A 23926-nucleotide genomic window follows, 5' to 3' on the forward strand; every position below is an offset into this window, starting at 1 on the left:
TTTATTAATTAACCGCGTGGCACGGCATAGGAATGTTGAGCGGCTGGCAAAATTTAATACAAATATGAGCAAGCGCTTGGTAAGGTGCAATTAAATTACCTTGCTTGTAACTGGCATCAAACAACGCAACATCATTGTTTATTTGTTCTAGTGTATGCATGTTTAAACGGTTAATAGCATTTTGAACTGGACCTTGTTGGTTTTTCCAAATTGCTTTTTGTTTAAATAAATTAGCGATAGGTTCGCCATTCAGTAAACCAAGTTGCACACTTATAAGTGTATTAAGCTCTTTGGTTATAGCCCACAAAATACTCACCACTTCGGTGTTATCGCTGGCAAGTTTGTTTAATACTTTTATAGCTTGTTTCGCGTGACCATTTAATAGCGCATCGCTTAAATCAAAAATATCAAACTTGGCTTGGTTTAACAGACCTTGCATTACTAATTGCTGAGTAATTAATGCATTGCCGTGCAGTAGCGAGAGCTTCTCAAGTTCCTGAAAACAGGCTAACAAGTTGCCTTCGGTGGCATTTATTAAGCTTACTTTGGCGTCGCTTTGCATATTAAGTGATAAACGTTGGCATTGCTCATCAAGCCATCGTTTTACATGAGAGCCCGTAAGCGGGTAGCAAGGTACAAATACACCTTGCTTATCAAGGGCTTTAAACCATGCTCCACGTTGTACTTCTTGGCTGGCTTTAGCGCCTTTAACAATTAAAATAGTATCGGGATTAACCAGTTCAACTACTTTTTTAAAGGTGTTGCTGCCAATAACGCCTGGCTTTTGTTGGTTTAAATCAAGCTCAATAATAGTGCGGGCGCTAAACAGCGACATACTTTGGTATTGGGCTATAATTTCTTGCCAATCGAATCCTTGCATTAAAGTAAACTTAATTACTTCATCAAAACCTTGTTGCTTAGCACTGTCGCGAATTTGTTGTACGCACTGCGCTTCTTGAAAAGGCTCTTCTCCAAATACTAAATAAAAGGGCTTTAGCCCTTTATTTAATTCACTCGGTAGTTGATTAGCGTAGCAGCGCATTATAGTTGCGACAGCTCTCTAACAATACGACGACTGGCTTGCTCACGAATTTCGCTAATAAGTAGCTCAAGCTCTTTTGCTTTTGCTAATGCATGATCCGGATCGTCTTGATAATTACGGTAAAGCTCAAAACGTTTTTCTATCGCTTTTTCACCTGGGCGTTTAACTACATACGATACGCCATAAGCGAGCTCATATTCAGCAACTTGGCCGTTTTGAAACAGCGAAAGTGTTTGGCGTTCAATGCTTTCTTTGCGTAAGTACAATTGGGCTTTATCTTTAGCTGACGATACTAACTCTACGTTACTCGCTTTAAGCTCTTTTTTAAGCTCAGTGAATAAAGTCGATTTTTCGTCATCGCCTACAAGTGTTAGCTGTTTTAAGTTATCAGGCAGGCTAGAGGCTTTTTTTAAATGAAAGCCACAGCTTGATAACAAAAAACAGACTAGCACTAAGGCTAGTCCATTTTTAATGGCGTTAAATGCAGCCATATTAGTTAGCTACCACGTTAAGTAGCTTGCCTGGTACGTAAATGATTTTACGAATGGTTGAGCCATCAGTAAATTTAGTTACGTTAGATTCTGCAAACGCAAGGGCTTCTACTTGCTCTTGAGTTGCACCAGCAGCTACTGTTAACTTAGCGCGAAGCTTGCCGTTTACTTGTACGATGATTAGTTTTTCATCTTCAACAAGTGCAGACTCGTCAACTTTTGGCCATGCAGCATCTAAAATCTCGCCTTTTTTACCAAGCTCTTTCCAAAGCTCATGCGATAAATGCGGAGTAATAGGTGCAAGCATAATAACTAATGCTTCAAGTGCTTCGTTAGCAATCGCTACATCTTGTTTGTCGCTCAGTGGTGCTTTTAATAACTTATTAGAAAGCTCCATAATGGCTGCAATAGCGGTGTTAAAGGTTTGACGACGTTCAACATCATCAGTCACTTTAGCAATTGCTTTGTGTAAGTCGCGACGTAGTACTTTTTGCGGGTTAGTTAGCGCTGATTTATCAAGTGCTTGGTAACCTACTGTTTTAACGTCTACCGCGTATTTCCATACACGTTTTAAGAAACGATGTGCGCCTTCAACGCCTGAGTCTGACCATTCAAGCGTTTGCTCTGGTGGTGCTGTAAACATCATGAATAAACGCACTGTATCTGCACCATACTGGGCAATTACATGTTGTGGGTCTATACCATTGTTTTTAGACTTAGACATTTTGCTCATGCCTGATGAGAATACCGGCTCGCCGTCTTCCTTATGCCATGCTTTAGTAACGCGGCCTTTTTCGTCGGTTTCGGTGTTTACATCAGTTGGCGAAATCCAAATGTCGCCGCCTTTTTCATCTTTACGATAAAATGTTTCAGCAAGTACCATACCTTGACAAAGTAAGCGGTCAAACGGCTCGTCTGAATTAACTAAACCAAAGTCACGTAATAATTTATGGAAAAAGCGTGAGTACAATAAATGTAAAATTGCATGCTCAATACCACCAATGTATTGGTTTACTGGTAACCAGTAGTTAGCAGCCGCTGGATCTAGCATGCCTTCGTCGTAGCGTGGGCTACAGTAGCGTGCGTAGTACCAAGACGATTCCATAAAGGTGTCAAACGTATCAGTTTCGTGAAACGCAGGTGCGCCATTTACTGTTGTTTTAGCCCACTCTGGGTCTGCTTTAAGTGGTGAAGTTACACCGTTCATTACCACATCTTCTGGTAAGCGAACTGGTAGCATATCTTCTGTTGCAGCAAGTTCTTTACCATCTTCATCGCTAAGCATTGGAATAGGAGAACCCCAATAGCGCTGACGGCTCACACCCCAGTCACGCAGGCGGAAGTTTACTTTACGCTCACCAACACCGAGTGCTTCTAATTTATCGGCAATAGCTTTAAAACCAGCTTCAAAATCAAGGCCGTTAAATTCACCCGAATTTACAAGTACGCCTTTATCGGTAAATGCTGATTCTTTTAGGTTTACTTCAAGATCTGAACCTTCAGCAGGCGCAATGACTTGTTTTATATCTAGGCCGTACGCTGTTGCAAACTCAAAGTCGCGTTGATCGTGTGCAGGTACTGCCATTACAGCGCCTGAGCCATAATGCATTAATACAAAGTTAGCAACCCAAATTGGTACTTGCTCGCCCGTTAATGGGTGAGTGGCGTAAAAGCCTGTTGCTATGCCTTTTTTCTCCATTGTTGCCATGTCTGCTTCGGCAACTTTGGTGTTTTTGCATTCTTCAACAAACATTGCAATAGCATCGCTATTTTTAGCGGCTTCTTGCGCAATAGGGTGACCACCAGCAACAGCAACATACGTAACACCCATAAAGGTATCTGGACGAGTTGTGTATACGCTAAATGTTTCGTCGTTATCGGTGCGTTTAAATTCAATATCACACCCTTCAGAGCGGCCAATCCAGTTGCGCTGCATTGTTTTAACTTGCTCTGGCCAATCTTCTAACTTGTCTAAATCGTCAAGTAGCTCTTGTGCGTAGTCGGTAATTTTAATAAACCACTGTGGAATTTCTTTTTGCTCAACCACAGCGCCTGAACGCCAACCGCGACCGTCAATAACTTGCTCGTTAGCGAGTACTGTTTGATCTACTGGATCCCAGTTAACTGTCGACATTTTTTTATACACTAGGCCTTTTTCGTAAAGCTTAGTGAAAAACCACTGCTCCCACTTGTAGTATTCTGGATGACATGTCGCAATTTCGCGATCCCAGTCATAACCAAAACCTAATTGCTTAAGTTGAGTACGCATGTAATCAATATTTTCGTATGTCCACTTAGCTGGTGCTGTTTTGTTTTTAATAGCAGCGTTTTCTGCAGGTAAACCAAACGCATCCCAACCCATAGGTTGCATTACGTTTTTGCCTTGCAGGCGCTGGAAACGAGAAACAACATCACCAATGGTGTAGTTACGCACATGACCCATATGCAGTCGACCACTCGGATAAGGGAACATAGAAAGGCAGTAATACTTTTCTTTGCTCTCATCTTCAGTGACTTTAAATACCTGGTTTTCTTCCCAGTAGCTTTGTACTTTTGACTCTATATCTTGCGGGTTATATTGCTCTTGCATCTATGGTTCCAGACTTCTTGCAAACTAATAAAAAATTGCCGTTAGGATACCCCAAATAAAACACTATTCACAGCGTCAAAAACATGCTTTTATTAAATTGTAACTTTCAGTGCAGGTTAACCTGCCTTTTTATAGTGTGGTTAGCTAAAGGCATAAGTTACAGACTGATTTAACAGCAATTTTGAAGGAGTAAAAAATGACTGATTACAAAACATGGCTTAGCAGTTTTACCCATTGGATAAAAGATGTGAAAGAGCATGGTTTAAAAGATGTGGTTTCTGGGTTTGTTGAATCTGAGCAGGCGCTTAAAGATTTAAGTCAAGAAAGATATGAGCTCTACAAAAGTTATTTAAAGAATGATATTGAACATATAGTAGAGAACGAATCACACTATAATTCGCTTGCATGGCAAGAGCTTAAAGAGTCTCTTTGGTTTGAACTTTCGCACATAGAAGATAAAACTCAACTTGAGTGGCAATCTCTTAGCCAAGATTTTAAGCACAATGGTGTGTACCACGCAGGCGAATGGATAGCCATGGGCACATTAGTATGTAAGAATTGCACCCATAGTTACGATGTTTATCACGCTACACAAATTACACCGTGTATTGAATGTGATGGAATCTATTTTAGTCGTAAGGCACTGCACCCTTAAATATAAGTATTAAGTGGCTGCGGGCCACTTAATACGCCCAAAGGCCAGCGAATATGCTGGTAAAAAAAGAAGTTAGAATGACGAAAAAATTGCTGCCACTATCTGTTTCAAAGCTCGCACCGAGTATTTCTACTAATCACGTAAACACGTGTATGAACAATCCATACCCAGAGCAACTTACGTTTATAGGCCAACAACGCGCCCAAAGTGCTTTAGATTTTTCATTAGGGATGGAACTGCCGGGTTACAACGTTTATGTAATGGGCGAGGCCGCTCACGGGCGCTTTACGCTTGTTAAAGATAAACTTAAACAACACGCAAAAGACCGCTCAACGCCAAACGAATGGTTATACGTAAACAATTACGATGACCACAGAGAACCTATTGCGCTGTTTATGCAACCAGGCCAAAGCAAGCAACTTAGTGACGACATAGATTCATTTTTAGATGAAGTACTCGACACCTTTCCTGCGGCATTTGATAACCCAGCGTATCAGCGTAAGAAAAAATCAATCGATCGTGAATTTAACGATGCCTACGACAGTGCTATTACCGCACTAGAAATTGCGGCGTTTGAGCAAAGCGTTGCATTAGTTGAAGAAAAAAATTCAGTAGGGTTTGCACCACTTGTAGATGGTAAACAATTAAGCGACAGCGAATTTGGCGAACTTGAAGAAACGTTACGTGAAGAGTTTTTTGAAAAAATTGAAAAGCTAGAAGATGCATTAATAGAAGCGTTAATAGAGCTGCCACGTTGGAAACGCGAATCAAAAGAAAAACAACGCAATCTTAAAAAATCGACTGCAGAGCAAGCCACTAAACCACTTTTAAAAGACTTAGAACATAAATATGCCACGCATATTGGTGTACTGCGCTATTTAAAAGATATACGCGTTGAAATTATAGACGCGGTACTTGAATGGCTAGATGACGAAGATGAAAGTGAAGAAAGCAAAGAAGACTTTGATCGCAAAGGCATGCTTACCGACTTTTTTGCACCTAACATTTTAGTTGAGTTTAAAGAGGACGACGCAGCACCGGTTGTGTACGAGCCCAACCCAACGTTTGGCAATATATTTGGCAAAATTGAGTACTCAACATCGCAAGGCTCTTTAATTACCTGTTATCGCTCAATTCAGGCTGGTGCATTGCATCGTGCTAATGGCGGCTATTTAATTATGGACGCTGAAAAAATCATGGCAAACCCACAAGTGTGGGATGGTTTAAAACTTGCGTTAAAAACACATCAAATTAAAAACGACTTACCGTATCAAGACAGCACAGTAGGGACGAGCTTTACACTTCGCCCGCAGCTTATACCGCTTGATGTTAAAATTATTTTATTAGGTTCGCGCGAGTTGTACTACACCATAGGTGAATACGATGAAGAATTTGCAGAGCTATTTAGAGTATTAGCCGACTTCGATTACTACTTGCCAAGTAGCGATAAATTGCAATACCAGTTTATTACTAAAGTAACCGAGTATTGCGAGCAAACATTAAAGTGCACTGCAACGCAGGCTGCTATGGTGCGTTTACTTAAATTTAGTTACCGCCAAGCTGAGCATCAAAATAAATTATCAGCGCGTTTTGCTGATGTACTTGAACTTATTGCAGAGGCCAGTTACTACGCAAAGCAAGACAAATTAGCCGTTATTGACGCGCACCATATTGACGAAGCCATTGAAGGCAAGCAATACCGTACCGGCCAAATTAGCGAAAATATGCTCAGTGATATAAAAGAAGGTCACACACTTATTGCAACCGATGGCCAAGCCATTGGTAAAGTAAATGGCTTAACCGTATTACACATTGGCGATACCTCATTTGGTACCCCTGCGCGTATTACGGCAACTGTTTATGCTGGCGCCGATGGCGTAATAGATGTTGAACGCGAAGCTGAGCTTGGTAAAGCAATTCACTCAAAAGGTGTTATGTTGCTTACCGGTTATTTAGGTAATAAATATGCGCAGCACTTTAGCTTAACGCTTAGCGCTAATATTGCCATTGAGCAAAGCTATGGTTACATAGATGGCGATAGCGCATCTTTAGCAGAGTTGTGTGCGCTTATTTCGTCTATTACAAGCCTACCTATTAGCCAATCAATTGCGCTTACAGGCTCTATAAACCAACATGGTGATGTACAAGCCATTGGTGGCGTAAACGAAAAAATAGAAGGCTTTTTTAAACTGTGTAAAATGCGTGGTTTAACAGGTTCGCAAGGCGTTATCATTCCTAAATCAAACCAAGTTAACTTAGTGCTTGATGACGAAATACTTAATGCAGTTGAAGCGGGTAAATTTAATATTTACGCAGTTGAAACCGTAGACCAAGCGCTTAACTTGTTAATGGATATAGAAGCTGGCGATATTATTGATGACCAGTATCCAGAAAACTCAGTAAACGGTATTGCACTTGCTCGTCTTAAAGAGATTGCCGACATAGTAAACGGCGATGATGACGAAAAAGACGAAGAGCTAGACAACGAAAAAGGTTAATGATGATTAATATAATTTTGGCGGTAGTTATCGCCATTTTTTGTTTTTTAATATTTCAAAATAGTAAAAAAGCAAAACAACAAGCAGGCATAAATGCACAAATAGGTGCAGATTATTTAGCCGCTAACGCAAAGGTAGAAGGTGTAGTAGAAACGACTTCTGGCTTGCAGTATAAAGTAATCCATAAAAGCGAAAACGAAAACACACCAACCCCCAAAAGTATGGTTAACGTGCATTACCACGGCACACTAATCGACGGCACTGTGTTTGACAGTTCAGTAGAGCGTAAAACACCTATTAGCTTTGGTTTGCACCAAGTTATTAAAGGTTGGACTGAGGGCTTACAACTTATGAGCCCTGGCGATAAATACACGCTATATGTACCGCACCAATTAGCGTACGGCGAAAAACGGGTAGGGAGTATTCCTCCTGCCTCAGTACTTATTTTTGAAGTAGAGTTACTGGCAATTGAGTCTTAGTGGTTAAATAACAAGGAAGTAAATTATGAATAAAGACGAATTACTTAAAATAGCCAAAGGTGATATTAACTTTACCTTTCAATCTATTATTTATGCATTAGCGCTATGCTTACTCGTTGCAGCTGTTTTTTTACTAAAGATGAGCGTTAACCTACAAATGGGTTTAATAGTTTGTATTATTGGTGTGTTTGGAATGACTATTTATAATAATTTAAATACTCGCCTAAATGCGGCGCTTGCACTTATTGCGCTCTCACAAGATAACCAAAACACTAAGTAAGCAACGAGTTAGTTTAATAAATTGGTATAAGCCCTGCTTTAATAAAGTGGGGCTTTTTGCTTTTAGCTAACATTAAAATTTACTCAAGGATTTTAATACGAGGTCGATACCTATAATAGTTACAAAGCTATTTTAGGGATAAAATAATGAAGATTTTAGCGACTCCCATTCCATACCAAGTATACAGCTCAAATACTCAAACTTTAGCGCAATCAGATAAACTACCTGTTGAAAAAGCGAGTGAAGAAAAGAGCGAGGAGGAAAATGAGGAAGAGCCAAAATATGTGTTATCAAAGTTTTTAGATACCAAAGCGCAAGAATATAGTGAAGATAACGCAACGTTTGGCAATCAATATAAAAACCTAGAAAAAGTATACAAGCACTTCACTGGGCGAGTTATTGCGCTGCAAGAGCAAATTAATAAACTTAAACAAAGCCCCGTACAACGTAGTTTAACTATAAACACTTCTGCAAGTGAGCTAAATAAAAGTGATGCGAGTTTAACTTTAGATGCTGACCACCTAGGTGCAAAAAAATACAAAAACACGCAACAGCAAGAGCAAATAGATATGTTAGAGCTGCAATTAGGGGAGTTAAAGTCAGAGCAAGCAGCAATAAAACAACAAATGGTTGAGCTGGTTATTAGTGAAATGAAGAGGCGGGGCGACGACTATACTATTTAGCGCCACCAACATGCTGGTGGGTTAGCTTTTAAACTCAATTTTACCCACTTCAAGTTTAAACCTACCTTCTTGCTTACCTGCAATCATAAAGCCTAGCTGTTTTATATCATCAAAATCAATAATCGGTTGTTGCTCAAGCACGCGGCCGCGATACGTTAAAGTAAAATCACTCGGAGCAAAGTTTATATCTACCCATTCATTTTTTACTGTTTTAAATGAGTGGGTGTACGCTGCGCCATCAAGGTAATTGGTAGTTCTGAGCCTAAGCTGATAGGTTTGTCCATCCCCTTTAACGCGCAGTGCTATAGCTTTAGTATTTTGGCTTTGTGTATTTAGCTCTGTACGTATTGATGCAAAACCGCCGTTATTATCAAGCGAAACATTGCCTGTAAAAAGCAAACTTTCTTGAGTTTGTGTTACTTGGCTATTAGATACACCGCCCATTACTGAGTCGTTAACAACGTACCAGCGCTGGTTTGCATTCGCTTGTGCACTTACAACTAATAAATTAAATACAAAAAGTGATGATAGTTGCTTTGTTGTCATACGTGTTTCCTAATTGGCATTAAGTAAGTGGAGTACTTATAACTAATACGCTTTAATAATGTATTTGTTCACTAATTTAAAACTAATTATTTTTACGAGCCCACTTATCCATTATTTTATTAAATAATATTTCATCATCAGTTTGCTCACCAGGGCAGGTCTGCGCGCTACCTTGAGGCATGCCATTACTACCAAATACGGTTGAAGTATCAATTAAATAGCATTTACCGTTAAATTTTTCTAATCGTCGTGTGCCTATTGTATTTTGGCTAATAACTTCCGATTTTTGTGATTTAATCGGTGATTTAATTGTGGGCGTGGCAGCTATTGCATCATCAGTACTATCTGAGTTATCGGCTTCGCCAAACGTGACCATTTTTTTATGCGTTAAGTTATTTATAGGTGCGCCATAAATAGGCGCATACGGGTTAAGTTTTTTAAACGTTTGCGTGTTGGTATTAATGGTGTGGGCAGAGGGGTGAGATTTATTTGTAATAGTGGACTTTGTTACTGTTGTTGTTTTTGGTTTTTCGTCACGTTGTTTGGGTGCTTTAGTAGCTTGTGTTTGAGTTGTAGGTATTTTATTGGTGCTTACAGATTCAGGTGCTTTTTTTACCTCTAACTTTGCAGGCTCAACAATCGGTGCGTTAGTGGTGGTGTTAACGGTGCTTAACTTAGGTTGCGTTGATAAGTTAACCATTACATAAGCGTTTATTACGGTGTCTTTTTTTGTTGGAGGTACTTCAACTTTTATTTTTTGCGAAAGTAATTTATGTGAAAGTAATAAGTACAGCAACACGCCATGTATACATAACGAGATAACCCATGGCCACGCATTCCCTTTATTCACATCAAACCCTCAACTTAATAGTGCTGTTAAGAGTCAATAAAATACATTTAGTTCACCTAAAGTTAATGTGTTTTACTTTGTAGCTTTATTGCAGATACAACAAAACTATTTTGCAGTTTTTGTTGTTTTTGCATGTGCTTTGTTACGTTATTATGAGTGCAATCAAACTTAGGAGGCATTATGACATTACTTTTTGAACCAATAGAACTTGCAGGTAAAACATTAAAAAACCGTATTGTTATGCCCCCAATGACTCGCTCGCGTTCAACACAGCCTGGCGATATAGCTAACGACTTAATGGCAACATATTACGCACAGCGCGCAAGTGCCGGGCTAATTGTAAGCGAAGGCACACAAATTAGTGAACTTGGCAAAGGCTACGCTTGGACTCCGGGTATTTATTCAAATGAGCAAGTTGTAGGTTGGAGTAAAGTAACCAACGCAGTACATAGTGCTGGTGGCGTTATGTTTGCTCAGCTTTGGCATGTTGGCCGTGTAACTCATAGTGACAACACCGGTGGCGTGCAGCCTATTTCAGCCTCGGCCATTGCTGCAAAAGACGTAAAAGTATTTGTAGATACAAACGGCGCACCGGGGTTTGTAGACACCCAACTCCCACGCGAAATGAGCAAACAAGATATTACGCATGTCATAGGCGAATTTCGCCAAGCTGCTAAAAATGCAGTTAATGCAGGATTTGATGGCATAGAGCTTCATGCTGCTAATGGTTACCTTATTAACCAATTTTTAGACTCAGAATCAAATGCTCGCACCGATGAATATGGTGGCAGCGTGCAAAACCGAATACGTTTTTTAATTGAAGTGGTAAATGCCGTTAGCGACGAAATTGGTAGCAGCAAAGTAGGCGTAAGACTAGCCCCGTTAACAACTCTTAATGGCACAGTAGACGAAAACCCTGAGGAAACTTATTTAGCGGTTTCTGAGGCATTAAATAAAGCCGGTGTAGGTTACATGCATATAGCCGAAGCCGATTGGGATGACGCACCTTTGATGAGTGTTGAGTTTAAATACGCTATTCGCAAAGCCTACAGCGGTGTATTAATTTACGCAGGCAAGTACACAAAAGAGCGCGCAGACAAAGCAATTAGCGAAGGCTGGGCCGACATGATTGGTTTTGGTCGCCCGTTTGTATCAAACCCAGACTTACCAGCACGCTTAAAGCAAGGCAAGCCTCTTAACAGCCACAACCCCGACACTTTGTTTGGTGGTGCAGAGCAAGGCTATACCGATTATCCAGTTACAAATTAAATTTATATATAAATAAGGAGCTGTAGCATACAGCTCCTTATTTGTTTTAATTACACTGAGAGTACTTACTTAATTGCAGTAATAAACTCTTCGTCAGAATACAAGTTCTTAAGTAATTTTTGAACAAGCTCTACATAGCTTCGTTGACCATTTGGGATTGCAATTGCGCCAATAAATGAAGAGTCGAAATCATGTTCAGCTGAAATTACTTTTTCAAATAAAATTGCATCATCCTCTGAAACAACAAAATTTACTTTTATAAATGAATTCCCCTCTGAGAACCCTGTTACATCAATATCTTGGTCAATAACCTTGCCAGTCACTTGCTTTTTAGCAACACCAGACCAAAGTTTAGCCAGTTTTAATTCTTGTATTAAAGCGCTCTCAATATATTCACCATAGCTGTTGCCTACAGATGAAACAAGAGGAGAGCCTCGAAGTGATATCTTATTTAATTTTTTTTCAGATTCAATTTTTCCGACTGAGACTGGTGTATTAGACTCTTCTTTTAGTTTAGAAACGTTACTGATATCTGCACTATAAGGTGGAACTTGAATGGTACATGCACTTAAAAATAAAGCCGCGATTAAACCTAGTGAACTTTTATACTTCATTTTATTTCTGTCCTTATTTATAAATTTGATTGATCAAGTTCTACAACTAGTTTGTTAAATGCTTCTTCTGTTGCACGTTTTGCAGATAAAGAAAAATCATTTTTAAACTCATCAAATTCAGCTTTGCCAAAACCTTTAACTTCACTATTCCATGCTATATCGCCATTGTTATTTAAAGTTTTACAGTTTAGTGTGAAAGTAAATTCTGTAGGAGGCCATGTGAATAAGCTATCTGAGCTAGATTGCGTTGTTATTGTCGGTATGAATACATACTCAATTTTTTTATCTTTTAAAAATGTACTATCAGTTAATGATTCAAGCCTATAAACGTTTTCAAATTTATTAGAAAGCACAGTATACAACGCTGCTTCTGTGTCTTTATAAGGTTTATAACTAACATTATCGCCACCACCGCCAGGTGTTTTTACTTGTTTTTTTATATCATCTTCAGAAATATAATAACCTACAACCGATCCTGATTTATTTTCTGTAACCTGAAGTTTTTCAGTGTCTGGATTTAAACTTATTTGGTGGGCACAGCCACTCAAAATAAGGACCGAAAACAAGAAAAACACGTTAGTTAATAACTTCAAAATATACTCCATATATTTAATTTTTAGTGTAAAAGCAGTTTCAGCATCAATATATGTTCAATAGTTACTTTTGTAAATTATGTTAACTTTATATTTGTAAACGGTTGTAACTTTTAGTGTTTGTGGGGTCGGTTTTCTTAAAAATAAAGCAGAGTTAATCTTGAGCAAAAAATAAAAAACGCGTAAGTTAACCGGGTTACCTATTTTAATAACAAGAAAATAAATGAAAGCCAAAGAGATAGAACAATTAGAATTATCAAATTCTGAAACCCGAGAAGTTGTTACCCCCTACGCCTTTAAAATTGACAGTGCTTTACTGGGCTTGCCTTTAGCTACGCCAATGCGGCGTGCATTAGCGATTATTATTGATGTAGCACTGATATTTTTAGCAGCCAAACTCAGCGCGGCTTTAATAGCATTTGTTGCTGCAATGGCTTTTTATAAAGGTACGGCACAGCAATACCTTCCAAAAATGTCGAATATGTGGCGAAGAATTTTAAAAATAACGGCAGCAAGTATTTTATTTGTAAGCGCACTTACTGTGCTTTCAATTGGCATTGATTACCTAGAAGACGATAACGCTGATCAAGCTTTAGCTGTTCAGGGCGTAAAAATACAAGATGAAATTCAGCTTACTCCCACAGAAAAACAACAGGTAAATACTTATTTAGCGCAAACAGCCGATGACAGCTGTGAGCAACCTTGCCAACAAAACGCGCTTGATAATTTAATCGGGCAAGTACCTAAATTAGCAGAAATGGACGACCTACAAAACCCACAACTTGCTACCGTACTTTTACAGCTACTAGTGCTCAGTGAAAATAACGAAATAAAGCCTGCACAGTTAATAGAAGAAAAACCTGCACAAACAACCACAAATAGTATTTTGCAGTGGAGCAAAGGCATTATTCAAGACTTGGGCTTAGGTTTTGGCTGGGCTGCTGTTTACTTTACGTTGTTCTCGTTACTTTGGCGCGGCCAAACGCCGGGTAAAAAGGTTTGTAATATCCGTGTTGTCGCCCTAAGCGGTGAGCCATTAGGTTTATTAGATTGTTTTGGTCGCTACGGCGGCTACGGTGCAGGCTTTGCAACGGGCTTATTGGGCTTTTTACAGATATATTGGGACCCAAACAGGCAAGCCATTCAAGATAAAATATCAGCGACGGTGGTTATTAAAGGTAACTTGAATCAAGTTGTAAATGTGGAAACGGTAGAAGAAGCAGTGAAGGACTAACTCCAATTAACATAATTTAATTAAACTATAGGTATATCTATTTGGAAGTCTTACTTGAAGGATTAAATAATGAAAATGAAAGTAATCATTTTTTGAGATCTTTATGGGCAAGTATTAGAGATCACTTTGGTAAGTGTGCTTGGCATTACTCTCCGTATAAAAAGCTAGGTTCTAAACAAATAATTTTAGGACGTATGAACTATAAAGCTAAAGGTTCTTTCGAGGTTTCGGTCAGGTATAAACAAAAAGGAAATTTAGTCGCGGTCATGTTCTCTGATTATATCGAAAGTGATGAAATTATAAGCGACCTAAAAGTTATTAGAGAGCTAGTTAAAAATAGTTTAGATTATAAAAAACTGATTTCTAAATTCAGATTTAGTACTTCTCTTGAAGTTATTAGGGGTTCTATTGCCGCATACTCAGGTAAAAGTTTTGTTTTAAAACCAACAGGTAATAGCTCAATTAAATTGATAGTTGATATTAATGGTTATGATACTAAAGATGCAGAAGCTAAAGCAGCAGAAAAAATTAAAACGATTATTGAAATTTTAACTGTTAGTACAAACTGTTTGATTATTCGAGATACTCAAAGTGACAATGATTCATCGTTTTCAAGTATTGAAATTAATAAATACTCTAGAGATATAAGTTGGATTGATGCTAAACCAATAGCTGATGGCTTAGTTCAAATCTCAGAAAAAACCTGTTTCCTTATTGATTACATACTGAGTAATGATATTTACTCTTATGAAATTCAATTACTCTTGAATTCTTATGCTCATTTTTCATCAGGCAGATCTTTAGATTCATTTACCTTAGATACATATTCCCCAACTCCGAGAATAGGGGAGGCAAGTGATGAGGGGAATACTGACTTTCAGAGCGATTTAAGATTCTCTAATGCAGCTAAACTTCATCCATCATCAAGTGAAGATGCAATGATACTTTATATGTCTTCATTAGAAGTTGCGTCGTTGATTGGAGCTTCGAAGAGTAAAAAGTGTGATAGTTGTGGTCAACAAGTACATTCAATCTCAGATAGAGTGAGATTGAATGTGGGAAAAGATAGCAATAATGACCCATTAGTTAAAATAATTAATTCATATTACGGTTTAAGATCAAGATACCTTCACCAAGGAACTAGGTTTGTCGATAATTCATATTCAGGCAGTGCGGTACCACTATTAGATAGCAATACAATGAGTAACGCTAGAGAGTACTACCAAGTTAGTCTGCTAAATTTAAGGGAATGGTGTAGCTACTTACTAAGGTTATCTTTAGAAGAAATGGCTTTAGAAGCTAATTAAACACTTTAAAAATGTAGAGCTAAATATGTAGGCCCTACATCTTAAATAGCGAGCTTAACTTCTAAACCTAACCCCAAAACCACCAAGACCCATCAACAACACAAATCCCCACACAAATATGTTGCCGTACTGGCTGTACACGCTGTCGCCTTTTATAAGCTTAATGTTGGCTTTCAATATGGTAGCTTCAAACTGAGGCATAGTTTGTTGTGCGTGGCTTATAGGGTCGTATACGGCGCTTACCCCATTGTTGGTAACTCGCACTAGAGGGCGTTGTAGCTCGAGCGCGCGCATACGGGCTATTTGCATATGTTGCAAAGGCCCAATAGAGTCGCCAAACCAGGCATCGTTACTTACTGTAAAGAGTAGGTCGGAATCGCTTTTGTAATTACCGCGTACTAAGTCGGAAAATACTATTTCGTAGCAAATAGCGGGGAGTAAATTAAAGCCGTTGGCGCGCAAGTTGTTTTGCACTTTGTCGCCACGCGTAAACGACGACATAGGTAAATCGAATAATGGGGCAATAGGGCGCAAAAAGTCTTGAAACGGCACAAATTCGCCAATGGGTAATAGCTGGTGTTTTTGATAGCGGTTTTTATTAAGGTAATGGTAATGCCCGTGCTCGTCGCCGCGTTCTTTATTACCGACCACAATAAGTGTATTGAATATGTTTTTGGTGTCTTGCTGGTAGTCAACAATACCGGTTACAAGGGCGGTTTTATTAAACGAGGCTGCACTGTCTAAATTGGCTAAGTAGGAATCGGCAAGCATTTCTATTTCAGGCACTGCAGCTTCTGGCCATACTATTAAGTCGGCATCCCAATGTGGGCGTGTCAGGTCTTGGTATTTGCTCATTGTGGTCCAAAACTCACTTGGCTCAAAGCGCAGGTGTTGCTGTATGTTCCCTTGTACGAGCAATACTGACATGTTTTTATCTGTGTAATGAATACTGCCGGTAGTGCTTGCGCCTGTAAAAATAAGCGCAACAGCTGTAGCCGTAACCGCCGGGGTTTTAAAATCTTTTTGGGTAAGTCTATACAGTGCAAAGCCAATAGCGACACAGGTAAGTGTTAAGCCAAACTCGCCAATATAAGGGGCAAGCAGCCTTAAAGGTCCGTCGGTTTGTGTGTAGCCAAAACTTAACCACGGGAAACCGGTAAGTACGGTGCTACGTAAATACTCGCTAATTGCAAAGCATGCAATTAGTAATGCGCCAAAGCTTTTAGGGCCAGTGGCAAAGCGTGTAGTTGCCCAAAAGGCAAGTGCGGGAAATAATGCTAAGTAGGCGCACAAAAATGCCATTAACGAGAGCGATGCTATAAGCGGCATACCGCCAAAGGTGGCAATAGAAACATGTACCCAGCTTATACCAGCACCAAACCAGCCTAGGCCAAATATAAAGCCATATTTAGCAGCGGTTTTTGCGTGTGCTTTACCGGTATTATTGGGGTTAACGCAAAAAATTATGGTACCAAGGCTAATAAATACAATGGGCCAAATTTCAAAGGGGGCATAGCCAAAAGTTAAAACAAGGCCCGCAACGAGTGCGAGCCATGCTTTTTTATCTTTTGCTAATAAGGTAAGTCTAGTTAGCAGTTTCTTCACTGTCGTTATCATCAGCCTTAGGAACGGTGACTTGCAGTTGCAAAATACGACGATTGTCGGCGTTGGTTACTTTAAATTGGTAACCTTCTATGTCAATCGTTTCACCACGGCTTGGCATATGGCCAAATGCGTGCAGTACAGTTCCGCCAATAGTATCGGCTTCGTCTGTGCTGTAGCCTGTTTTAAAATGCTCGTTAAAGTCATCTACAGGTGTGAGTGCTTGCACTACGTGAACATGTTTAGCAAGTCGACGAATATCTTGATGTTCTTCTTCTTCGTCGTGCTCATCTTCGATTTCGCCAACAATTATTTCAAGAATATCTTCAATCGTTACCAAGCCCGATACGCCGCCGTATTCGTCAATAACAACAGCCATATGGTAGCGTTGCTGACGGAATTCGTTTAGCAATGTATCAACACGTTTGCTCTCAGGTACTACCATTGCTGGGCGTAAATAATCGCGTATTGATGGTAAATGCTCGTCTTTATTTAAGATCAGTGGCAATAAATCTTTAGCGAGTAAAAAACCTTCTACATGGTCTTTGTCTTCAATCACCACTGGAAAACGTGAGTGAGTTGAGTCAACCATCATTGGAATTAGCTCTTCAAGCGGGCTGTCGATCTCAAGAGTGATCATTTGTGAGCGCGGAACCATTATGTCTCGCACTTTAAGCTCAGACACGCCAAGCACACCTTCTATCATCTCTTTTGTTTCAGGATCGATTACGTCTCGTTCTTGCGCATCGGCAATAACTTCGACCAGCTCTTCTCTATTCTGGGGTTCCCCTTGCAACATTTGAGCTATTCTGCCCAACCACGTTTTGCCAGAAGAACCCTGGCTAGATTGCGAGTTACCGTCGCTCATTGCGTCTAATTGCTCCGTTAATTTAAATATCGTCCCGGTATGGGTCTGCTATGTTTAGCTCTGCAAGTAATTGCTTTTCGATGCTTTCCATCTCTAAAGCATCGTCACTCTTTATATGGTCAAATCCAAGCAAATGCAAGCATCCGTGAATAACCATGTGGGCAAAGTGGTCATGAAATGACTTCTCTTGCTCAATTGCTTCAGCTAATACAATGGCTGGGCAAATAATTAAATCACCAACCAGGGGAATATCTATTCCTGGTGGTGCTTCAAATTCAAACGACAGTACGTTGGTCGGTTTATTTTTACCGCGATAGTCGTTATTAAGTTGTTGCGATTGCGCTTCGTCGCTAATAACGATACTGAGTTCTGACTCGTCACGGTATTGGCTAAGGGCTTTGTCAGCCCACAGTGCAAATTGCTCTTCGCTTGGGAGGTTGTCAAACTCACAGGCTATTTGTAAATCAAGTTCGGTTGTCAAAGTATTACTCTTTAGTAGTAGGCTGTTGAAGAGCAGCAAGTGCGTCTTTTGCATTTTGCTTTTCAATGCGCTTTAGTCGCTCGCTTTCGTCGTTTCGCTCGTAGGCTTCAACTATGCGTGCTACAACAGGGTGGCGTACTACGTCTTGGGCTTTAAAGTAGTTAAAGCTAATTTCGTTTACGCCATCAAGTACTTCCATTGCATGGCGAAGGCCTGAACGTATGCCACGAGGTAAATCGACCTGTGTTATATCGCCTGTAATAACCGCTTTTGAGTTAAACCCTATACGGGTTAAAAACATTTTCATTTGCTCGGCGGTGGTATTTTGGCTTTCATCTAAAATAATAAAGGCATCGTTTAAAGTACGTCCGCGCATGTAAGCAAGTGGGGCGACTTCAATGATATTTTTTTCGATGAGTTTTTCTACTTTTTCAAAACCTAGCATTTCAAAAAGAGCGTCGTAAAGAGGGCGCAGGTACGGGTCTATTTTTTGACTTAAATCGCCGGGTAAAAAACCAAGCTTTTCGCCCGCTTCTACAGCAGGGCGCGTTAATAATATGCGGCGTATTTCTTGGCGCTCAAGGGCGTCAACAGCGGCAGCAACTGCAAGGTAGGTTTTACCAGTACCAGCAGGGCCTATACCAAAGGTAATGTCGTGGTTTAAAATATTAGCCACATAAACACCTTGGTTATCGTTACGTGGTTTAATCACACCACGGCGCGTTTTAATCACCATTTCTTTGCCGTAAGCGCTGCTTGATGCGTCTTGCTCTAGGGCTTTTGATTCGGTAATAGCTAAATGAACGGCTTCGGGTTCTATTTCGCCTAAAACACCACGAACTGGCTGAGTATCAACATAAAGGTTTTTTAAGATTTCTACAGCGCCGGCGCAGTTGTGTAGTTTACCGGTTACTTTAAAAAAGTTGTCACGGTGAATTATTTCAACAGCCAGGTGGCGTTCAATTTGTTTGATGTTTTCGTCAAACGGGCCACATAAAGAAGAAAGGCGTTTGTTATCGGCAGGTTCTAAATAAATCTCTAATGTTTTTAACTGATTACTCAAAATTGCTTCCTATAGTACTGCGCCAGCGTTAACTGGCGCTAATAGTGTGACTAAGGAACGAAAGAAGCTACGCCAATTTCGTTAACAGTGTCTGGTTTTGGCTCTGCAGCTGCAGCTTTAGTTAAAATAGCTGAAGGCGCGATTTCACGTCGTAAGTTCATTTCTGATTCTGTACGAATTAAGTCACCACGTAAAGAGTTAGGTAGTGCTTCGGTAATACGTACGTCAACAAACTGTCCGATCACTGTGTGCGGGCCAACAAAATTTACTACACGGTTATTTTCGGTGCGGCCACGTAATTCCATCGGGTTCTTTTTAGAAGGACCTTCAACAAGTATACGTTGCTCTGTATCGAACATTTGACGGCTAATTTGCTGCGCCATTTGTGTAATACGGTTTTGTAGTAAGTATAAGCGTTCTTTTTTCTCTTGCTCTGTTACGTCATCTGGCAAATCTGCCGCTGGCGTACCTGGGCGTGCACTGTAAATAAAGCTAAAGCTCATATCAAAACCAATGTCGCTAATAAGCTTCATGGTTGCTTCAAAGTCTTCTTTACTTTCGCCTGGGAAACCAATAATGAAATCTGACGACATGCTTAAATTAGGGCGAATTTTGCGTAACTTACGAATTGTCGATTTGTATTCAATTGCCGTATGGCCACGTTTCATTAGGTTTAATATACGGTCTGAACCACTTTGTACTGGTAGGTGTAAGTGATCTACAAGCTCTGGTACATCAGCGTAAACGTCAATGATGTCTGGCGTAAATTCTACCGGGTGCGATGTGGTGTAACGAATACGGTCAATACCATCAATAGCAGCAATAAGACGAATTAAATCTGAGAAATAACATATTTCGCCATCGTGTGTGTCGCCGCGGTATGCGTTTACGTTTTGGCCTAGTAGGTTTACTTCACGTACGTTTTGCTCAGCAAGCTGTGCAATTTCAAGCAGTACGTCATCTACTGGGCGGCTAACTTCTTCGCCGCGAGTATATGGTACAACACAAAAAGTACAGTATTTAGAACAGCCTTCCATAATTGATACAAACGCAGATGGGCCATCCGCTTTTGGCTCTGGCAGGCGGTCAAACTTTTCAATCTCTGGGAATGAAATATCAACAACCGATGAGCCTTTGTTGCCTTGCACTTGTTTAATCATTTCTGGTAAGCGGTGTAGCGTTTGCGGGCCAAAAATAACATCTACAAATGGTGCGCGTTGGCGAATAGAGTCACCTTCTTGTGAGGCAACACAACCACCTACACCAATTATTAAGTCTGGCTTGTCGTCTTTTAACAATTTCCAACGACCTAACTGGTGAAATACTTTTTCTTGTGCTTTTTCACGAATTGAACAGGTGTTAAGTAAGATTACGTCGGCATCTGTTGCATCATCAGTTAGCTGGTAGCCGTTGGTGGCATCTAAAAGTTCAGCCATTTTCTGAGAGTCGTATTCGTTCATCTGACAACCCCAGGTTTTAATATGCAGCTTTTTGCTCATTGAAATATTGCCTCGTGTTCAATTCGATAGTGGCACAAAAATGTGCTAGAAACAGGATTAAGGAGCAAGCATGCTCACTTAAAGGAGGCGTATTTTAGCTGGATACCCGCCCAGATCCAAGTATAGTTTTCATGTTTGTGATCTCAAATCAATACGGGGCGAGTTTAATGTGCTGTTAGGGATATCCTCTGGTATAAAACAAATTAATTTTGATACAATCAAAACAGACTCAAGTAATAATAAAATGATGAAAAACATGACCAAAAATAATGTGATAGTGGTTGGCGGGGGCATGGTTGGCGCGGCTATGGCGATAAAGCTGGCTCAGCAAGGCTTTGGCGTGCGCATAATTGAAAAACACCTAATAGACCCATCGCACATTCTTAGTAGCGATAAGGTGGATATTAGAGTGTCTGCTATTAATCGTTTTTCAGAAAATTTACTTGATGAATTAGGCGCAATGCCTCTTTTAAGGCAAAACCGCATAGCACCTTATCAACAATTAGAGGCTTTTGAGCGCGGTGGTGACAATTTATTATTTGATTGCGCCGACATAAACACGACACATTTAGGTCACTTGATTGAAAATAGTTTAATACAAGCAAGTTTGTGGCAGCAATTTGAGCATTATAAGATTGAGGTTATTGAGCAATCATTACCGGTAACTAAAATAGAGCAAACGGATGATTTAATTACGCTTGTGTATGGAGAGCAAACCTATACGGCTGATTTAGTAATTGCCGCCGATGGCGGGCAATCGCAATTGCGTGATAAAGCTAATATTGGTATTACGGGATGGCAGTACCAGCAGCATTGCATGGGGGTATTAATTAAACTCGATGCCCCGCAACAAATTAAAACATGGCAACAGTTTACACCAACCGGGCCATTAGCATTTTTACCAATGCAGGCACCGTACGCTAATTTAATTTGGTACGACAATGCAAATACACTACAAGCATTTAAAGGGCTAAACCCAGAGCAGTTAAAAACGCACATACTGAACAAGTTCCCAGAGCTTGCTGGAGACTTTGAAGTACAAACCCATGCGATATTTCCGCTAACTCGCCAACACGCTAATAATTATTCGCAAGGGCGCTTGGTTTTAGTGGGCGACGCTGCACATACAATTAACCCACTTGCAGGGCAGGGCGTTAATTTAGGTTTTCAGGACGTAGTGGCACTTGCTGAGGTTTTAAACGAAGCAGGAGATATAGGTTGCCCACTAAAACTTAAAGAATACGAGCGAGCTCGCCGCAGGGCTAATTTATTAATGATGAGCATGATGGACGCGTGTTACTTTGGGTTTTCTAATCAAATTACGCCACTTAAATGGGCACGTAGCCAGTTTTTAAAAATGGCTAATAATACGGGGCCAATAAAAAACTGGGTTTTAAAATACGCAATTAGTGGTGATTTAGGCTAAATTTAAAGTAGATATTAGAAAGGCTCATTTATGAGCCTTTTTTTATGTCTGTTTTTAAGTCAGCAAATAGTGACTCGGCTATATTGAACACGGTTTTAATTTAACTGGTGTTACATCACTAAATCGCAATTTAATAACTTTAAAGAGCCTGTGTGTGGATAATTTTTTTACAGTAATAATTATTTTAGGTGCGCTACTGCTTGTTGCTAGCTTAAAAACAACCGTTAAAGTTTGCAAAAAAACATCGCAAAGAGCATGGAGTATACTGCTATGCGCTATTATCTTTTTTATTATAGGGTATTGGTGGATACTTTATTATTTTTCAAACCACGACATTGCACCCGTCGTTATGAATATGGTGGCTATGTTGTTACTTGGCGGTGGTGGGTTTGTTTTTTTAGTTATTAAACTGAGCTTAAAAAGTATTCTTAAAATAGAGCAAGCAACGCAGTATCAAAAATATCAAACTGAGCACGATAACTTAACAACTCTACCTAATCGCGATAAATTTTTTAAATCTTTAAGTAAACAAGTTGAATATCCTTCCCCATTTTCACTATTTTATATCGACTTAAATAACTTTAAACAAATTAATGATGCGTTTGGGCATCAGTGTGGTGACCAACTCTTGGCTGCATTTGCCAATAAACTAAATAAAGAATTATGCGGCATTGCTAAGTTATATCGAATAGGTGGCGATGAGTTTGCTTTTTTATTGCATACCGATACAGATGAAAGCATGAATTATTGTGTAAACATTATAAACTCAGCCGTCAAAAGTCCGTTTTGTACGAATGAGCAAATGGTTAAAATACAATTAAGTATAGGCGTAAGCCGTTTTCCTGATGATAGCCGATTGCCCGATCAGCTATTAAAAAAAGCTGACTTGGCACTGCATGAAGCTAAAAAAACATTTCAACCATTGGTAAATTACTCATCTGCAATAGGTAAACGAGCTGAGGACTTTTTTGATCTATCAGCCAAAATTAAAGTGGCATTACATAAAGATGAGTTTGAGCTTTATTTACAACCCATAATGGACTCTAAAGATCTGCAATTACATGGCCTAGAAGCGCTTATCCGATGGCCGCAAGATGATGGCAGCTTTATTAGTCCAGAAAAGTTTATAACCGTAGCTGAGCGTACAGGGCTTATTTTTCCTTTATCGAAATGGGTTGTACAAGAAGCCGTTAATCATATTAGAAAGCTCAAGCTATTTGGTTTCACCGGTACTATACATGTCAACTTATCGACTAAAGATATTGAAAGCAGCGAGTTTTACGATTTTATAATTAGTTTACTCGCAACCGACCCTACATTAAGCGACTCGTTAATTTTTGAAATTACAGAAGGTGCAATGATGACAAATATACCGGCTGCTAGAAAAATGATGCAACAGTTGAGTATGCGCGGGTTTAAATTTAGTGTTGATGACTTTGGTACTGGCTTTTCGTCACTGTCATTATTAAGAGAGCTGCCAATCAATCAAATAAAAATTGATCAGTCGTTTGTCAAAGATATGCTTACTAACTCGCCTGATTACGCCATTGTAGAATCTACATTGTTTTTAGCGAGTCGATTAAATTGCGATGTAGTTGCTGAGGGAATAGAAACTAAAGAGGTAGAACAAGCGTTGTTGAGTCTTAACTGTGATTATTTACAAGGGTATTTATATAGCAAACCAATAAATATAGATGAATTTATAAATGTTTATTTAAGTGCAGAAAAAGTAAGTTGAATTTAATGAGTATTGAGAAGTTTTAGACAGGGGAGTCAAATTGGCTGGGATACCAGGATTTGAACCTGGGAATGCCAGGATCAAAACCTGGTGCCTTACCGCTTGGCGATATCCCAAC

22 protein-coding genes and 1 tRNA gene are annotated in these 23926 nt (G+C 39.7%); 10 read left to right on the top strand and 13 right to left on the bottom strand.

From position 1 onward, the window contains the following. Positions 1-4: 4 nt before the first annotated feature. From holA to leuS, 3 genes are read right to left on the bottom strand one after another with little or no spacing between them, the layout of a single operon-like run. Positions 5-1042, bottom strand: coding sequence for a DNA polymerase III subunit delta (holA, locus tag AAEY62_RS07740; RefSeq protein ID WP_350634760.1), 1038 nt, complete (start codon positions 1040-1042; stop codon positions 5-7). Further along, on the bottom strand, positions 1042-1533 hold the full coding sequence (locus tag AAEY62_RS07745; RefSeq protein WP_010554703.1) for an LPS-assembly lipoprotein LptE: 492 nt from the start codon (positions 1531-1533) through the stop codon (positions 1042-1044). The genes holA and AAEY62_RS07745 overlap by 1 nt, the downstream gene beginning before the upstream one ends. Before the next feature lies 1 nt (position 1534). Continuing rightward, positions 1535-4123 carry a leucine--tRNA ligase gene (leuS, locus tag AAEY62_RS07750; protein ID WP_007585573.1) on the bottom strand — a complete coding sequence of 863 codons (2589 nt, stop codon included), beginning with the start codon at positions 4121-4123 and terminating at the stop codon, positions 1535-1537. A 196-nt stretch (positions 4124-4319) separates the two neighbouring features. On the opposite strand from leuS, the gene AAEY62_RS07755 reads away from it, so the two are divergent. From AAEY62_RS07755 to AAEY62_RS07775, 5 genes are all read left to right on the top strand, one after another. Then, a complete protein-coding gene (locus AAEY62_RS07755; protein ID WP_007585575.1) occupies positions 4320-4778 on the top strand; it encodes a zinc ribbon-containing protein in 459 nt (152 codons plus the stop codon). A gap of 77 nt (positions 4779-4855) precedes the next feature. Then, positions 4856-7276 (top strand): Lon protease family protein, encoded by a 2421-nt coding sequence (locus AAEY62_RS07760; protein ID WP_350634761.1) that lies wholly within the window; start codon positions 4856-4858, stop codon positions 7274-7276. 2 nt (positions 7277-7278) lie between these two features. Continuing rightward, positions 7279-7755 (top strand): BamJ family beta-barrel-assembly machinery protein, encoded by a 477-nt coding sequence (gene bamJ / locus AAEY62_RS07765; protein WP_007585579.1) that lies wholly within the window; start codon positions 7279-7281, stop codon positions 7753-7755. 25 nt (positions 7756-7780) lie between these two features. Further along, a complete protein-coding gene (locus tag AAEY62_RS07770) occupies positions 7781-8035 on the top strand; it encodes a hypothetical protein (RefSeq protein WP_182671329.1) in 255 nt (84 codons plus the stop codon). Positions 8036-8181: 146 nt separating this feature from the next. After that, positions 8182-8718 carry a hypothetical protein gene (locus AAEY62_RS07775; RefSeq protein ID WP_350634762.1) on the top strand — a complete coding sequence of 179 codons (537 nt, stop codon included), beginning with the start codon at positions 8182-8184 and terminating at the stop codon, positions 8716-8718. Between the two features lie 21 nt (positions 8719-8739). On the opposite strand, the gene AAEY62_RS07780 is transcribed toward AAEY62_RS07775, so the two are convergent. Together AAEY62_RS07780 and AAEY62_RS07785 are read right to left on the bottom strand one after the other, a co-directional pair. After that, positions 8740-9264, bottom strand: coding sequence for a CIA30 family protein (locus AAEY62_RS07780; RefSeq protein WP_197189398.1), 525 nt, complete (start codon positions 9262-9264; stop codon positions 8740-8742). 82 nt (positions 9265-9346) lie between these two features. Continuing rightward, complete coding sequence (locus AAEY62_RS07785; RefSeq protein WP_350634763.1) at positions 9347-10114, bottom strand: hypothetical protein; 768 nt, start codon at positions 10112-10114, stop codon at positions 9347-9349. 180 nt (positions 10115-10294) lie between these two features. On the opposite strand from AAEY62_RS07785, the gene AAEY62_RS07790 reads away from it, so the two are divergent. Next, positions 10295-11383: an alkene reductase gene (locus tag AAEY62_RS07790; RefSeq protein WP_350634764.1), complete on the top strand. Its 1089-nt coding sequence runs from the start codon at positions 10295-10297 to the stop codon at positions 11381-11383. Positions 11384-11448: 65 nt separating this feature from the next. Here the strand turns inward: AAEY62_RS07790 and AAEY62_RS07795 are convergent, their stop codons facing one another. Together AAEY62_RS07795 and AAEY62_RS07800 are read right to left on the bottom strand one after the other, a co-directional pair. Beyond that, the gene (locus tag AAEY62_RS07795) at positions 11449-11997 is read right to left on the bottom strand and encodes a hypothetical protein (protein WP_024591118.1); all 549 of its coding nucleotides are present in this window, start codon (positions 11995-11997) and stop codon (positions 11449-11451) included. A 17-nt stretch (positions 11998-12014) separates the two neighbouring features. Then, positions 12015-12590 (bottom strand): hypothetical protein, encoded by a 576-nt coding sequence (locus tag AAEY62_RS07800; RefSeq protein ID WP_350634765.1) that lies wholly within the window; start codon positions 12588-12590, stop codon positions 12015-12017. Positions 12591-12813: 223 nt separating this feature from the next. Between AAEY62_RS07800 and AAEY62_RS07805 the strand changes: the two genes are divergently transcribed. Next, a complete protein-coding gene (locus AAEY62_RS07805) occupies positions 12814-13824 on the top strand; it encodes an RDD family protein (protein ID WP_350634766.1) in 1011 nt (336 codons plus the stop codon). Between the two features lie 41 nt (positions 13825-13865). Then, positions 13866-15131: a hypothetical protein gene (locus AAEY62_RS07810; protein WP_350634767.1), complete on the top strand. Its 1266-nt coding sequence runs from the start codon at positions 13866-13868 to the stop codon at positions 15129-15131. Positions 15132-15185: 54 nt separating this feature from the next. Here the strand turns inward: AAEY62_RS07810 and lnt are convergent, their stop codons facing one another. The 5 genes from lnt to miaB are packed head-to-tail and all read right to left on the bottom strand — an operon-like array spanning position 15186 to position 20644. After that, complete coding sequence (gene lnt, locus AAEY62_RS07815) at positions 15186-16736, bottom strand: apolipoprotein N-acyltransferase (RefSeq protein ID WP_350634768.1); 1551 nt, start codon at positions 16734-16736, stop codon at positions 15186-15188. Further along, positions 16717-17601 (bottom strand): CNNM family magnesium/cobalt transport protein CorC, encoded by an 885-nt coding sequence (gene corC, locus AAEY62_RS07820; RefSeq protein ID WP_007585597.1) that lies wholly within the window; start codon positions 17599-17601, stop codon positions 16717-16719. The genes lnt and corC overlap by 20 nt, the downstream gene beginning before the upstream one ends. A gap of 22 nt (positions 17602-17623) precedes the next feature. After that, positions 17624-18082, bottom strand: a complete 459-nt coding sequence (ybeY, locus tag AAEY62_RS07825; protein ID WP_002958542.1) for an rRNA maturation RNase YbeY — start codon at positions 18080-18082, stop codon at positions 17624-17626. Between the two features lie 4 nt (positions 18083-18086). Continuing rightward, positions 18087-19145: a PhoH family protein gene (locus AAEY62_RS07830; RefSeq protein WP_350634769.1), complete on the bottom strand. Its 1059-nt coding sequence runs from the start codon at positions 19143-19145 to the stop codon at positions 18087-18089. Positions 19146-19195: 50 nt separating this feature from the next. Next, positions 19196-20644: a tRNA (N6-isopentenyl adenosine(37)-C2)-methylthiotransferase MiaB gene (gene miaB / locus AAEY62_RS07835; protein WP_101216148.1), complete on the bottom strand. Its 1449-nt coding sequence runs from the start codon at positions 20642-20644 to the stop codon at positions 19196-19198. A gap of 169 nt (positions 20645-20813) precedes the next feature. On the opposite strand from miaB, the gene AAEY62_RS07840 reads away from it, so the two are divergent. Together AAEY62_RS07840 and AAEY62_RS07845 are read left to right on the top strand one after the other, a co-directional pair. Continuing rightward, complete coding sequence (locus tag AAEY62_RS07840; RefSeq protein ID WP_350634770.1) at positions 20814-22070, top strand: FAD-dependent monooxygenase; 1257 nt, start codon at positions 20814-20816, stop codon at positions 22068-22070. A gap of 154 nt (positions 22071-22224) precedes the next feature. Continuing rightward, positions 22225-23808, top strand: coding sequence for a putative bifunctional diguanylate cyclase/phosphodiesterase (locus tag AAEY62_RS07845; RefSeq protein ID WP_350634771.1), 1584 nt, complete (start codon positions 22225-22227; stop codon positions 23806-23808). 41 nt (positions 23809-23849) lie between these two features. On the opposite strand, the gene AAEY62_RS07850 is transcribed toward AAEY62_RS07845, so the two are convergent. Further along, a tRNA-Gln gene (locus tag AAEY62_RS07850) sits at positions 23850-23924 on the bottom strand. Between the last annotated feature and the right edge of the window lie 2 nt (positions 23925-23926).

The sequence above is a fragment of the Pseudoalteromonas sp. GW168-MNA-CIBAN-0100 genome (assembly GCF_040309225.1).
In the GTDB taxonomy this organism is placed as follows: Bacteria; Pseudomonadota; Gammaproteobacteria; order Enterobacterales; family Alteromonadaceae; genus Pseudoalteromonas; species Pseudoalteromonas arctica.